The sequence below is a fragment of the Photobacterium kagoshimensis genome, assembly GCF_050337045.1.
Lineage (GTDB): Bacteria > Pseudomonadota > Gammaproteobacteria > Enterobacterales > Vibrionaceae > Photobacterium > Photobacterium kagoshimensis.
The window spans coordinates 111,130-125,507 of the sequence record NZ_JAKJSO010000009.1 but is presented as its reverse complement, the minus strand read 5'-3'; the positions used below and the strand labels follow the sequence as shown (position 1 = coordinate 125,507).

Sequence of the window (14,378 nt, the reverse complement as noted above, 5' to 3'; positions counted from 1 at the left end):
TGGTGCCATCATCATAAGTCTATTCACTAATAGAGCAGCTGTGGGATCCGCTCAATCACGCGGTAAAAGTAATCCATCAGCATGGTTGTCATTGCGTGACCAAATAACATCAAGGCCAGCAGAGTCGCAATCAAACGCGGTAAGAAACTCAAGGTTTGTTCGTTGATCGAGGTTGCGGCCTGAAAAACAGCCACAATCAAGCCAACCAATAAGCCGGGAATAACAATCATGCACACCATGATCAGTACCATGTAGAGTGCATCTTGAAATATTTCGACAAACGCTTCAGGTGTCATGCGCCATCCTCTAAAGGCTAAGTGCCAAAACTGCCCGCTAGCGTTGACAGTATTAAGTTCCAGCCATCCACCAGCACGAACAACATCAGCTTAAACGGCAAAGAGACAATCATAGGTGATAGCATCATCATACCCATTGCCATCAAGACCGAAGCAACCACCAGGTCAATGATCAAAAAAGGCAAAAACAGCATAAAGCCGATTTGGAAAGCCGTTTTCAATTCAGAAGTAATAAACGCAGGGATCAGCACTGTCATCGGCACTTCTTGCGGATCCGTTGCCGATGAGCCCGACATGTTTACGAAGCTTTCGAGATCTTTAACACGGGTTTGTTTTAACATGAACTGGCGCAGCGGATCTTGCGCTGCGGTAAACGCTTGCTCTGCGTTAATTTCTTCGTTGATATACGGCTGCACCGCTTGAGTATTTATTTTGTCGATCACCGGTGACATCACATAAAACGTCATGAATAAGGCAATACCGATAATCACCTGATTCGATGGCGTTTGTTGCAAGCCCATGGCTTGACGCAGAATCGACATAACGACCACAATTCGGGTAAAGGATGTCATCAAAATAATGATGGCGGGTAAAAAACCCAGCGCTGTCATCAAAGCCAGTATCTGCAAAGTAACGGAGTAATCCTCTGTCCCATCAGGGTTTACACTGACAGAAAAAGCGGGGATCCCTGTGCCATTACGCTTGGCCACCATTTGGGAGGCACCTTGCTCACTTTGCATGGCTTGCTCAGTCACGCTAACCGTGCCGTTTTCAACCTCGGCCAAAGCAGAAAAACTGAACAAGAGTGTGCACGCTGCCAACAATGCAGCCACTAGGCTATTTTTTATCATTTTGTTTTAGCGTCGTTTTTTAATATTTTGCCCAGCTGAGTAGCAAATTCAGGACGTGTGACCACAGGCTCTGGTAGTGGTTGTTCCAACTTATTCAGCAACGAAATATTATGTTGTGTCACGCCAACTAATAACTGCTCGTCACCCACTTGAACCAGCAAAATACGTTCTTTTTGCCCCACCGTCAGTTGTTTAACAATTTTCATATTGTTATCACCTTGAATCGCAGGCAAGCGCAACCGCTTTAATAACCATGCTAATACCAAGATCAGCATAATAACGAGCAGCAGTGATGCCAAGGTTGTCGCGACATTCACTTCAGGTGGCGCTGCCATTGCTGGCAAAGAGAAACCAGTCAGTAACAGGGGGAGCAGCTTTTTCATCATTTGTTGGTCGACCATTTACTCTATAGATACACGAGATTAACGCAGTTTCTTAATACGCTCAGTTTGGCTGATAACGTCCGTTAGACGGATACCAAACTTATCATTCACCACCACCACTTCACCGTGTGCAATCAAGGTGCCATTAACCATCACATCCAAAGATTCACCTGCAATACGGTCTAACTCAACCACAGAACCTTGGTTCAGTTGCAGTAGATTACGAATGCTAATTTGAGTACGGCCCACTTCCATCGAGATAGTCACGGGAATATCCATGATGCTATCTAGCTTGCGACGCTCATCTTCACTGATTGGCGCACTGTCATCGGTCAATTCTTCAAGCGGGGCAGCCTGTACTTCGTCATCGGCTTGTTCAGCAAGCGCTGCTGCCCAATCATCTGCGATTTGTTGGTCATTTTGCGACATGATTACACCTATCGTTAGTCTTCATCATTAATTTCCATCAACGCTGTGCCTAATGCATCACGGTCGAGGAAGGCCAGATCAGTTTTTACCATATCTGGTCGTTTCAGTTTTTCGGTAATTTTTAGCGCCACGTTGTCACCCGCTTTACCCATTTTGGCGCGATATGTTGGTAAATCTTCGACAAACACAGTTGCCGCTTCTGGCATATCGATGGGGATGACATCGCCTGTTTGCAGTTCCATCAAGTCTCGCAGTGATAAATCAACATCGAGCAACTTAGCCCGCATGTTCACCGGTACATCCATAATTTCATCACGCAGTGCTTTACTCCAACGAACGTCGGTATCCATTTTGTCGGACTGTACACCGGCATCTAGCAATTCACGGATAGGCTCAACCATCGAATATGGCATCACCACGTGGAAATCTCCGCCGCCACCATCGACTTCAATATGGAAAGAGCTCACCACAATCACTTCAGTAGGGCTGACAATGTTGGCCATGGTTGGGTTTACTTCAGAGTCGAGGTATTCAAACTCGACCCCCATGACTGGCGACCACGCCTCGCGGTAATCTTCAAACACTAACTTCAATAGCATTTGAACAATACGACGCTCGGTTGGGGTAAATTCACGGCCTTCGATTTTGGCGTGAAAACGCCCATCACCACCAAAGAAGTTTTCCACCAAGATGAAAACCAAACGCGCTTCCATGGTGATAAGCCCGGTACCTTTCAAAGGACGAAAGCGCACCATATTCAGGCTGGTTGGGACGTATAAGGTATTTTGGTATTCACCAAACTTGATCATTTGCACGCCATTGATCGACACTTCAGCCGTTTTACGTAGCATATTAAAGAGGCTAATACGCATATGGCGGGCAAAGCGTTCGTTGATCAATTCAAGCGTAGGCATTCGCCCACGAACAATACGATCTTGCGATGAGAAGTCGAAAGTAGTGGCATTACTGGTGCCACCATCATCGAGGTTATCATCATCTTCTACGTCATCAACACCGTGTAAGAGCGCATCAATTTCGTCTTGGGTTAATAGATCACTCACATTGAACCTATTGCATTACAAAGCCAGTAAATAAAACACGCTCGATCACTTGTCGACCCGAGACTTTTTGCAGCGCACCTTGCACAGATTGCAGTGCTTTTTCACGTAGTTCCACGCGGCCATTTGGCGTGCGTAGTTCTTCTACTGTTGCGGCACCAAAGGTTTGTAGCAGGGTACTTTCAATCAAAGGAACATGCTGTTTGGCAGTTGATTCGTTATCGTCACCGCGCACCATTAATTGCACTTTAACTTGAACTAGGCGATCACGCTTATCACCTGTCACATTAAAGATAAAAGGCTGTGGCAAAGTCACGTAATATGCTGGCTCTGTTTTTGTCGATTTAGCTGTGGTATCCGTAGATTCAGCCACTACGGGTGTGTCATCACCCATCATAAACCATGCAGCGGCACCACCACCGATTAAAAGAACAACCACAGCCGCTATAATGATGATGAGCTTTTTCTTGCTGCCCGTTTCTTGTAACTCGTCTGCCATGCTTCCTCTTTATACTTTATTAAACCTAAGCCAATCCAATGTGCCTATTGTCGTGTATTTTTGTGCTTAAGCATAGTAATCGACACGATCGTTTGCTGGTGTTGCATACATTTCTAGCGATTCACCGTCACTCATACCCCAGTGCCCTTCGCCTTGCCCCTGCCCGTTACCATTGCTATGACCACTCGACGTACCACCTTGTTGTCCACTGTTAGCCGTTTCTTGCCCATTCGCTTGCTGACCTTGCTGCCCCATAAAAGACTGGCCCGCTGTTTGCTGACGGCTAGTATCTTGCTGCACTGATGTTTGTGCTAATTGCACACCTTGCTGCTGCATGAGTTCACGCAACCGTGGCATAGAATGTTCCAACAGTTCACGGGTTTGAGCATTGGCGGCAGTAAACTGGATCGATGCTTGATCTTGGTTCATCGATAATTTTATTTGTACTTTACCGAGCTCAGGTGGGTCTAGCCGAATATCAACATGCTTTAAGTTTTTCGACATCATGATATTCACTTTTTCCGCTAGCTCATCGCCGCCTTGCTCTTTGCTCAGCTGAATCGGGGTCTGAGTTTGTGCAAGAGCATCAGCCTTTGCCGCTTGCTGCATGGTCAAGCTGCCCGCAGTCACGGTACTGGTTGTCGCAGCCGCTGACTCATTCGCGGGTGTGCTTGTAGTGGGATCTTGCTGATCATCCGTTGCAGCAACCACACCACCAGCGAGCATTGCGTTAGAATAATCAATATCGGTACTTGTCGTGCCGTCACCACTTGTAGCCGCAACACCAGCCCCAACGGCAAGCCCCCCCATGACGTTAGCACTTGATGCACCCGCACTATCCATCGCAGTTGGCGTTGTAACTGCACTATCCATCGCAGTTGGCGTTGTAACTGCACTCGATGACCACGGAATATTATTTACCGCATTACTGGTTGTTGCAGCCCCCGCGTTAGTACTACTGGCTAATGCAGCGGCACTGCCTGCTTTGCCTGCCGCGTTTTCCGTTGCACCATCACTAACACCGTCACTCATACCATCAAGAGCAGGGTCTACATGCGTATTGTTTGCTGCAGCCACGCCAATAACACCAGACGCAGCAATAGCTTGGCTGGCCTCAGTTGCACCTGACGCCGTGGCATTCATTGCCGCTTCCGCTTCGCCACTGGAAACAGAGGCTTGAGCCTCATTCGCACCAAGCGCTCCTACGGAACCCGCAGCAGAAGAGCTTGCAAAAACATGCGCTAATGATTCAGGGCTATCGACTGGACTCTGCATGGCCGTTTTATCAGCCGCAGTCGTCGCTGGCATTGTGCCATCGAGTGATTGACTTGCGACTAAAGCTGCTCCCACTGGCAAGGAATTGCCATCTGCATCTTTGGTTGCAGACTGCGCTGAGGACTCTTTCGCTGGCAATTGTTTATTTGCCGCATTCATCTGACTTAAAAAGGCTTCACCTTCTGTCATCGTCTGTTGTTTTGCTTGGCTTTGCTGTTGATTATCGGCAATAGCCGTATTTGCAGAGTGACCCATTGCAGCCGAGCTAGCAACCGAACTTTCCTCAGGAGCCGTTTCATTTGTGGCGATTTTATTCGAAGTAAGTTCGTTATCATTTATGGTGCTAACTTGTTGACTCGATGAAACAAGTTGAGCTTCATCATTCATCTCCACAGCATCCGATGGCGCTAAACCACCCTGTTGAGTCGCGATGCCGATCTCAGCGTCATGATCAGCAGACTCAGCAGACTCAGCAGACTCAGCAGACTCAGCAGATTCACTCTGCTCCGCCGTCATTTTCTCGCCACTGGCATTTACTGATTGTTTAGTGTCTTCAGATACGAGGTCACTGCTATGTGATGGGGCTTTATTCACGGCAGAAGATGATGATGACGACGTGTCTGAGCTAGCACTAGCCTGTTGTAATTCTTCAGAAAAACCACTTCCACTTTCCACACCTTTCGCTGCTGTTTTATCAACATTCGGCGCTGCTTTAGCGGCAGAAGAAAAATTAAAAGGCATTAAGCTAGACAGGCTCATAAACACTCATCAACAAGAAAAAATCACAATACAATGAATGTAATATTAATGCAAAAATCAAGCCAACAGCTCCAATACCATGGCGTGCAAGCTCAATGGTGTGAGTATAATTAGCGTAAATGGCGACGGGCAAATTGTAAGGTTGAAAATTCATCCATCATTTTTTGCTCTTGTTTATCAAGCATCTGTTGGCGTTCAGTTTGTTTTTTCTCTAATAACCATTCGATGGAGCGGCGCTTTTTTCTGATCTCTTGCCAATACTCGCTACAGGCACTAACTTGTTCATCAAATTGCGCACCAGCCATTCGCTGCTTGGCTAGGGTTTCATCAAGCTGTGTTAAGAATTTCTGTAAATGGTTATAGTTACTGGCAGTCAGACCGGCCTGACCGCGACTAGACAACTGCTTACAATAGTCAAGTCGGTATTGTTCAATTTGCTGCAATTGAATCAAGTAGTTATCACGCTCATTACGGGCGTTATTAAGTGCTAAAGAGGCTTGATGTTCATCCTCTTTGGCACGTTCGAGGATAAGTTGTAAGGCACTATTTGGCATAAAAAACCGACGTTAAAATTACCCGCTGAGTGTGCTTCTAAGCATATTGACACACATTTGATACGGCACAGACTCTTTCATCTGTTGCTGTAAATACATATCCAACTTGGGTTTCAATACAAACGCTTGATCAATCGCAGGATCTGTTCCTGGCTTATAAGCACCGATTGAGACCAAGTCCTGATTTTTACGGCAAATCGAAAGCACCTGTCGCACCGCTTTCGACATCAGCATGTGCTCGTCATCAACAATCGCCGGCATTACACGACTCACTGAGCGCTCAACATCAATTGCAGGATAATGACCCGCATCAGCCATTTCGCGCGACAAGACAATGTGACCATCCAAAATGGCTCGCGATGCATCGGCTATCGGGTCTTGTAAATCATCGCCTTCGGTTAATACCGTAAAAAAGGCCGTAATAGAGCCTTGGTTTTCATTACCATTACCTGCGCGTTCCACGAGGGCTGGCAATTTAGCAAAGACCGATGGCGGATAACCTTTGGTCGCTGGCGGCTCACCCACTGACAAGGCTATTTCACGCTGCGCTTGTGCAAAGCGGGTCAGTGAGTCCATTAACAGCAGAACATCTAGCCCTTGATCGCGAAAGTATTCCGCAATCGTCAGTGCCGTTTGACAGCCTTTTAAACGCATTAATGGCGAGGCATCGGCTGGTGCAGCCACCACAACGGCACGCGCCCGTCCTTCCTGCCCCAGGATCTCATCGATAAACTCTTTTACTTCACGGCCACGCTCACCAATCAAGCCAACCACAACGACCTGCGCTGTCGTGCCTCGGGTCATCATGCCTAGCGTCACCGATTTACCCACACCAGAACCGGCAAAGAGCCCAATACGCTGGCCTTTACCTACAGTTAATAGCCCATTAATGGCTTTAAGGCCCACATCGAGCGGTTCTTTGATCGGTTTGCGTGACAAGGGATTAATCGGTTCCGCATTAAACGCTGCACGCTCTGCGGTAAAGATATCACCCAAGCCATCAAGTGGATTACCCACGCCATCGATGACTCGGCCAAGGAGCGCCATGCCAACCGGGATCCCCGCGGCTTCAGTAATGGGGGTTACTTTGGCGCCCGGCATGATCCCAGTTAACTGCTCGCTGGGCATCAAAAATAAGGTATCACCTGAAAAGCCGACCACTTCGGCTTCCATTTCACCTTTTAAGGTTTCGACTTTGCACAAACTACCAACAGGGGCTCGGCACCCTATCGCTTCCAATGTTAAACCAACAACGCGCACTAACCGCCCTGAGGCCACAGGACGAGACGCTAAGCCTTGAGTTTGATACTGAGATAGCTTTTGCGCGAAATTAGGAGAAACATGCGCAGGTGTGACTGACACGGGCTCAGGCATAGCTGGCGTGATTTCAGCATTCATCGAAGGCTCTGTACCCTGAAAAGCCTCTGGTAAACCGATGTCTGTTTGAGTATTCAGTGTTTGGGTATTCAGATCGTCTTGATGTGATAAAGGTTGTTGCGGATCATCCGTTAGCGAAGGCTCAGAATATGGTGATGACATTACTCACCACCATGTTGTTGATTCACACCTTGAAACTGCTGCAGTAGCTGGCGAATGCGATCATCCATAAAGAAACCGACACTCGAGTCACCCGATTGGACATGAAGATCACCACGGTTCATTGCAGGCTCCGCTTGCAGCTTCCATTGCCGATCTTCAAGATCTTCCTCACTATAAGCGTCACGAATAATCTCAAGATCATCAGGATGAACTTGTAGCGTAACGGTACGCTCAGCCATCGGCAATTCCGCAATCACTTCACGTACCGTCTGCAATATCACTTGAGGGTTAGTTTGCACTTCCACTCGAATAAGTTCTTTTGCCAAACTCGTTGCCATCGCAACAAGTTGCTTTTCGACTTCACCATCAAGCTGCTGAAGTGGCGTGGCTAATTGCTCTGCCAGCGTTACCAAGGCAGTAACATGAGCGGCAATTTCAGCTTGGCCCTGTTGTAACCCTTCAGCATGACCTTGTTCTCGGCCTTCCAGCAATCCCGCCTCAAGGCCTTCTTGCTTACCGATATCAAAGCCTTCATTGTGACCAGAAGTACGTCCTTCCGCCTGCCCTTCTTCGTAGGCGGACTGTCGAATATCATCTAAATCTGCCGCGGTTAATGGCGGCGGACCAGGTTCTTCTTCTGGTTCTAATGGCTCAGGTTCCCATTGTGGGTCAAAGTTAATCGCGTTATCTCGAGGCTCGAGTTGCTCGTCGGCATAATCTGGAAACGCCCAGCGCTCAAGTTCTTGTGCCTGATGTTCAGACACACGCATAAAACCACGACGGCGATCTGTACTCATAAGGATACTCCGCCTTGTCGACTACCGATTAGGCTTATGATGGCACTTTTAATTTGGCTATCGCTTTGCTGACTACTGTTCATCGCTTATAAGAACTCATCACCACCACCGCCAGATAGCATCAACTCACCCGCATCGGCGAGACGACGAGCAATTGATAGAATTTCTTTCTGGGCAGATTCAACATCCGCCACGCGAATAGGTCCCATGGCTTCAAGATCATCTTGTAGCATTTCAGCCGCACGCTTCGACATATTGCGCAAAATCTTATCGCGCAGCAGATCATCAGCCCCTTTAAGCGCTTTTTGTAGTAGCTCTTGCGGCACATCACGTAGCAAGGCTTGAATACCACGATCATCAACTTCAGCAAGGTTATCAAACACAAACATCAAGTCTTGAATTTGTGTCGCCATGTCTTCATCGTTATCGCGAATTTGATCCATCAACAAACCTTCAACATTGTTGTCGAGGTAGTTCATGATTTCTGCCGCCGCTTTCAGGCCGCCAATTTTGGCTGCTTGTGCGCCAGCTTGGCCTGCAAACTGTTTCTCCATGATATCGTTAAGCTCGTGCAATGCCGCGGGCTGAACTTCTTCAAGGTTGGCAATACGCATCATAAGATCAAGACGTACACGCTCTGGGAACTGGGCTAAGATTTCAGCCGACTGCTCAGGCTCTAAGTACGACAAAACGATAGTTTGGATCTGTGGGTGCTCGTTCAAAATGATACTGGCAACCTGACGAGGATCCATCCATTTCAATGAATCTAAGCCTCGAGAGCCGCTGCCCATTAGGATCTGATCCACCAAGTTATTGGCTTTATCTTCACCTAATGCAGCCACTAAGGCATTACGGACGAAGTCCTCACTGCCCATACCAATACTGGTGTATTTCTGAATATCTTCCAGAAAATTACGGTGAACCGCCGACAGTTTTTCTTGGCTTAAATCATTCATGCTCGCCATGATGCCACCGACACGTTGTACCTGTTTCGGTTCAAAGTGACGAATGATACTGGCAGCGTCTTGCTCGCTTAAGCTCAGTAATAAAATCGCGGCTTTTTCTGTGCCTGATAAGCTGGTTACATCAAACTTTTTTTCTTCTATTTTTTCAACGTCATCAGCCATCTTCATTTACCCATGTTTTCACAACTTGCGCGGCGAGATCTGGCTCATTAGCAACCAAGGCACGCACAGCTTTTAGTAAGTCTTCATCTTTATGTAAGTTCGGTAAATCTAATCCACTACTACTCAGGTCAAAGCCGTCGCTGCCATCTAAATCAGAACCGATTAGGCCAAGGCCATCACCATCACCACTGACCATAGGTAGGCCATTTTCATCTAATGGGGTGCCATCTTCGGCTTGGTTCGGGTATAGAAGTTTACGCATGGCAGGACGCACTAAGGTCATCAAGACCACTATGATCACCAGTGCTGCCGCTAGCCAACGTACCCAAGTATTAAAGTTTTCATGCTCCCAAATTGGCAAGTCAGCTAATACAGGCTCTTCAGGCAATGCAAAGGGAACGGAGATAACCTCTAACATATCGCCACGGTAGTCTGCAAAGCCCACCCCACCCATCAGCAAGCGACGAATTTTCGCCAATTCAGCTTCACTTACAGGCACACGGGTTACTTCACCAGTTTCAGGGTTAGTAACTTGCTTATAATCCACCGCAACAGATACTGTTTGGCGGCTAATCACACCTGTTTGGGCGCGCTTGTGGCTGATAGTCGTATCCAATTCAAAGTTACGTGTCGCTTCGCGGTGTACTTTGCCGTTGTTTGAACCATTACCACTTTGCAAGTCACGGATATCTTGTGGAATCGAAGCATCAGCAGGTGGCTGATTACTCAATGCCCCTGGGATTCCCGCCACAATATTACCGTTGTTGTAATCTTCTAGGGTGTACTCACTTCGCGTTGATGGCGTTGATGGGTCGAACTTTTTGCGGGTTTCTTCTACCGCACTAAAGTCCATCGACACATCAACTTGCGAGGTGTAATTGCCCAAGCCCAATACAGGGATCAAGATGGAATCAATCTTCTCGCGCAAGGCTTTCTCTTGCTTGCGCTCATACTCGTATTCTTTACGTTTGGCGGTGGCCGATGGGTCTTCGGTACCAGAGCTCAGCAAGCGACCATGCTGATCCGTAACTGTCACGCGAGTTGGCTTCAGGCTAGGCACGGCGGTTGCTACCATGTCGACAATCGAGTCAACTTCTTGCTGGCCAAGTGTGGTATTGGATGACAAGGTCAAAAAGACCGTTGCTGTCGCCTCTTGGTTATGGCGCACAAACACACTCTGTTTGGGCATCGCGAGTAAAATTTGCGCTTTACGGACATGGCGAATTTGCTCAATCGCGCGTGCTAATTGCCGTTCACGACTTAACTTCAATCGTTCTTGCTCTAAGCGCTGCGAAACACCAAAGCCCATATCCTGTAGTAAGATATCATCGCCTTCCGCTACCGAGTTATTGAGGCCTGCGCGCGTTAATTCAAGCTTAACAGAAGCATATTTATCGCTTTGTACCCGAATCGTATTGCCATCAAGCACGTAAGCAATTTTCTTTTGGTCAAAGTGATCAAGAATAGGGATCAATTCTTCAGTCTGATACGTCCCTAATGGGCGCATTTCAGGCTCTTTGATCCACATCACGACCATCACAATCAGCGAAACGCAAATCGCGACTGATAAGACAAGGATCACTTGACGTAGCAAATCGAGGTTGCCGAGTAAGCCGTCAACCTTGGAAGCACTTTTCGCTTCTAAATCTGGATTTTGTAGTTCAAGATCACCATCTGCTGAAACGACCGCTGAGCTGCTGTCACCCGCGATAGCCAAATCGTGATTTTGTGATTGTTCAGACACGAATTAATTCCCGAATTAAACTGGCATGTTCATCATTTCTTTGTATGTTTCGACCAGCTTGTTACGTACTTGTACGGTTGCTTCAAAAGCAACACTGGATTTATTACGGGCTATCATCACATCGGAAAGGCTAACGCTGCGATCACCTTGATCAAAACGTGTTTGTAGCGCACTAGACTCGCCCTGCAATTGGTTCACCGATTTAATGGCATTGCCAAGTAAATCACCAAAATCAGCATTCACTTGCTGAGCCGTGGCAGGACGTGTTGTGTTCTGCGCTTCTAATGCCATGGTTTGCATTTCAGATTGAAGACCACTGATTTTCATTCGCTACCTCATGGCCCCCCCATTAATGTACATCCAAGCACATTACGGTAATGAGAGAGTAGTAATTATATTGATTCGGTTTGCCATTATATTGACAGAGAGATTTATTAGCACTCTATTTCAGGCAATAAAACGGCAAACTCGACGCTATTATGTCTGCTTCGTTTAGTCAGCAGCCATTACAATGGAATTTCGATACCTGCATCGCGCATTTTTGCCAATTTATAGCGCAAGGTTCGCGGGCTTATGCCCAACTGCTCTGCCACCTCTTTTCGGCGACCTTCACAGGCATGAATCGTGTCGAGAATAATCGCAAACTCTTGTTCTCGTAATTCATTTCCCAACCCTTCGCGGCCATTATTGGCAGAACTCGCAACACCACTGTCAGGTAAAGCTTGGGCAACAGGACTAACCCTAGGTGCAATTTCGCTATCGTATGCTGGTTGAATACTGCATGCATCAAGCCAGTCTAAACTTTCGAGTAAAATGGCATCAGCATCAATGTTCGGACCATTCGCTAAAATCATGGCGCGCTGGATAACATTATCGAGCTCTCGTACATTACCAGGCCACTGATAGCCAAGCAGCTTTTGCTGAGCTTGTGCTGTCAGGCTAGGGACAGCAGTCCCTTGTTTGACACTATGGCGTTCAAGTAGGTGTGTTGCTAAAGGTAAAATATCCCCTGGGCGCTCAGATAAAGAAGGCCATACTAATGGGAATACATTCAATCGGTAGTACAAGTCTTCTCGGAAATTGCCTTCAGACACATACTGTTTTAAATCACGGTTACTGGTTGCGAGTACACGCACATCGAGTTTAATACTTTTACGACTACCTAAACGTTCAACTTCACGCTCTTGTAATACCCGCAGTAGCTTAGCTTGAAGGTTGAGATCCATTTCACTGATTTCATCCAGCAAAATCGTCCCACCTTGTGCCTGCTCAAACTTACCTGGACACGCTTGAATCGCCCCCGTGAACGCCCCTTTCTCGTAACCAAATAAGGTGGCTTCCAGCATGTTATCAGGAATAGCAGCACAGTTAATGGCAACAAACGGCTTGGTATTGCGGTGAGACTGTTGATGAATATAACGAGACATCACTTCTTTACCCGATCCACTCGGGCCTAGGACCATCACGCTAGCATCGGTTTTCGCCACTTTATCGGCTAGAGCCAATAATTTTAAACTTCTTTCATCTGCTGCTATCGCATGACTGCTTTCCGTTTTAACAGGTGCATAGCGGCTAACCATATTCAGTAGTACTTCAGGCGCAAATGGCTTGGCCATATAATCAATAGCCCCTTCTTTCATTGCTGCCACTGCATCTTCAATATTGGCGTACGCCGTCATTAACAGGACGGGGATCTTTGGCCAATGTTGTTTAATATTGCGCAGTAAGCCTAAACCGTCCATGCCTGCCATCTGAACATCTGAAACCACAATATCGACCGACTCAGATTTCAATAACAAAAGTGCTTGCTCTGCACTGTCCGCCTCTACCCATTGGTAGCCAGCAAGGGCCAAGGTATCAACAAGTGCTTCACGCAGACCTTCATCATCTTCTACAACTAAGACTCGGCTTGTGTTCATTTATAGTTCTCCCATTGGGGTATTTTCAGCATACTGAGCAACAAGGTCACTCTCTGTGGCGACAGCATCTGCCATTGGCAATGAAACAGTAAAACAAGCCCCCTGTCCTTCCTTTGAGACTAAGGACAAACGACCTTTATGTGCTTTAGTCACCATTTGAACAACCGCAAGCCCAAGGCCAGTGCCTTGCTGACGAGTGGTGAAAAAAGGCTCTAAAATTTTGGCTTGCATATCTGGTGCAATACCAGGGCCATTATCAATCACGCTCAGGTGAATTTGATCTTGGTTGGCGCGGCATACCAAAGAAACTTGGCTACCTTTTCCTGCAATTTGGATGGCATTAGTGAGCAGGTTACTTAATGCACTCGCAAGCGCATTGGCGTTACCTAAAATCATGAGGCTTTCATCATCGCACTCGATACTAAAATCAATCTTCTGAGCAAGTACCTGAGCTTCAACCATAGGCTCAAGTTCATTGAGCAAGGCCTCTAACGTAAACGGGGCGACAACTTTATTGTCGCCACCTTTTGCAAACAACAGCATGTCATTCACTTGCTTTTCAAGATCGTGCAGCCGATCGACCAGCTTAGTCTGAAAACGTTCGCGGGTTTGTTCATTCAAATTCGGCGATGACAGATTTGATGCGTAAAGCATGGCGCTCGATAACGGCGTTCGTACTTGGTGAGCCAACGATGCAACCATACGGCCTAGCGACGACATCCGCTGCATATCGCCAATGCGTGATTGCAGCAGACGTGTTTCTGTCATATCGGTGATCAAAATAAGCTGACCAGCATCAGAAGCTGAAATAGCTAACTTTACTTTACGCCCATTTCGTAAAGACACTTCATGGCCGTCATCTTCTTTCGGTGAAAACGCACGTTGTATCACATCAAACCAGCGTTCGCCAGCTAATGGAGTATCTAATAAACGTTGTGCTTCAGGGTTGGCTTCACAAACACATCCCATAGGGTCTAACAAGATCACACCAGCAGGCAAAACATCTAAAACTTGCTTATAGCGACTGATCTGTTGACTCAAAGAGCCGAGTGGTGATTCTTGTTGATCCATACGTAATTTGATTTAGCTCGAAATAATCTAACACTTAACCCTATTAAGCATATTTCGTGCCAATAAAAAACGTTGAT

At 47.0% G+C, this 14,378-nt stretch carries 15 protein-coding genes; all 15 read right to left on the bottom strand.

Going from position 1 to position 14,378, the window contains the following annotated elements:
• Window positions 1–26: 26 nt before the first annotated feature.
• The 15 genes from fliQ to L4C35_RS03850 all read right to left on the bottom strand — a co-directional run bounded on the left by fliQ (window position 27) and on the right by L4C35_RS03850 (window position 14,301).
• Complete coding sequence (gene fliQ, locus L4C35_RS03920; protein WP_048899775.1) at window positions 27–296, bottom strand: flagellar biosynthesis protein FliQ; 270 nt, start codon at window positions 294–296, stop codon at window positions 27–29.
• A gap of 17 nt (window positions 297–313) precedes the next feature.
• Complete coding sequence (gene fliP / locus L4C35_RS03915; RefSeq protein WP_428461647.1) at window positions 314–1,147, bottom strand: flagellar type III secretion system pore protein FliP; 834 nt, start codon at window positions 1,145–1,147, stop codon at window positions 314–316.
• Window positions 1,144–1,548, bottom strand: coding sequence for a flagellar biosynthetic protein FliO (fliO, locus tag L4C35_RS03910; protein ID WP_428461646.1), 405 nt, complete (start codon window positions 1,546–1,548; stop codon window positions 1,144–1,146). The genes fliP and fliO overlap by 4 nt, the downstream gene beginning before the upstream one ends.
• A 21-nt stretch (window positions 1,549–1,569) precedes the next feature.
• Window positions 1,570–1,959, bottom strand: a complete 390-nt coding sequence (gene fliN / locus L4C35_RS03905; protein WP_048899774.1) for a flagellar motor switch protein FliN — start codon at window positions 1,957–1,959, stop codon at window positions 1,570–1,572.
• 14 nt (window positions 1,960–1,973) lie between these two features.
• Window positions 1,974–3,020: a flagellar motor switch protein FliM gene (fliM, locus tag L4C35_RS03900; protein WP_428461645.1), complete on the bottom strand. Its 1,047-nt coding sequence runs from the start codon at window positions 3,018–3,020 to the stop codon at window positions 1,974–1,976.
• A gap of 7 nt (window positions 3,021–3,027) precedes the next feature.
• Complete coding sequence (gene fliL, locus L4C35_RS03895) at window positions 3,028–3,516, bottom strand: flagellar basal body-associated protein FliL (protein WP_428461644.1); 489 nt, start codon at window positions 3,514–3,516, stop codon at window positions 3,028–3,030.
• A 66-nt stretch (window positions 3,517–3,582) separates the two neighbouring features.
• A complete protein-coding gene (locus tag L4C35_RS03890) occupies window positions 3,583–5,550 on the bottom strand; it encodes a flagellar hook-length control protein FliK (protein WP_428461643.1) in 1,968 nt (655 codons plus the stop codon).
• Between the two features lie 110 nt (window positions 5,551–5,660).
• Window positions 5,661–6,104: a flagellar export protein FliJ gene (fliJ, locus tag L4C35_RS03885; protein ID WP_428461642.1), complete on the bottom strand. Its 444-nt coding sequence runs from the start codon at window positions 6,102–6,104 to the stop codon at window positions 5,661–5,663.
• An 18-nt stretch (window positions 6,105–6,122) separates the two neighbouring features.
• Complete coding sequence (gene fliI / locus L4C35_RS03880) at window positions 6,123–7,478, bottom strand: flagellar protein export ATPase FliI (RefSeq protein WP_428461950.1); 1,356 nt, start codon at window positions 7,476–7,478, stop codon at window positions 6,123–6,125.
• A gap of 164 nt (window positions 7,479–7,642) precedes the next feature.
• Complete coding sequence (gene fliH / locus L4C35_RS03875; protein WP_428461641.1) at window positions 7,643–8,440, bottom strand: flagellar assembly protein FliH; 798 nt, start codon at window positions 8,438–8,440, stop codon at window positions 7,643–7,645.
• Window positions 8,441–8,526: 86 nt separating this feature from the next.
• Window positions 8,527–9,567, bottom strand: coding sequence for a flagellar motor switch protein FliG (fliG, locus tag L4C35_RS03870; protein ID WP_107302326.1), 1,041 nt, complete (start codon window positions 9,565–9,567; stop codon window positions 8,527–8,529).
• Window positions 9,560–11,311, bottom strand: a complete 1,752-nt coding sequence (gene fliF, locus L4C35_RS03865) for a flagellar basal-body MS-ring/collar protein FliF (protein WP_428461640.1) — start codon at window positions 11,309–11,311, stop codon at window positions 9,560–9,562. The genes fliG and fliF overlap by 8 nt, the downstream gene beginning before the upstream one ends.
• A 15-nt stretch (window positions 11,312–11,326) precedes the next feature.
• Window positions 11,327–11,638, bottom strand: a complete 312-nt coding sequence (gene fliE / locus L4C35_RS03860; RefSeq protein ID WP_048899767.1) for a flagellar hook-basal body complex protein FliE — start codon at window positions 11,636–11,638, stop codon at window positions 11,327–11,329.
• A 179-nt stretch (window positions 11,639–11,817) separates the two neighbouring features.
• Window positions 11,818–13,230 (bottom strand): sigma-54-dependent transcriptional regulator, encoded by a 1,413-nt coding sequence (locus L4C35_RS03855; protein ID WP_428461639.1) that lies wholly within the window; start codon window positions 13,228–13,230, stop codon window positions 11,818–11,820.
• Window positions 13,231–14,301: a sensor histidine kinase gene (locus tag L4C35_RS03850; protein ID WP_428461638.1), complete on the bottom strand. Its 1,071-nt coding sequence runs from the start codon at window positions 14,299–14,301 to the stop codon at window positions 13,231–13,233.
• Window positions 14,302–14,378 lie beyond the last annotated feature (77 nt).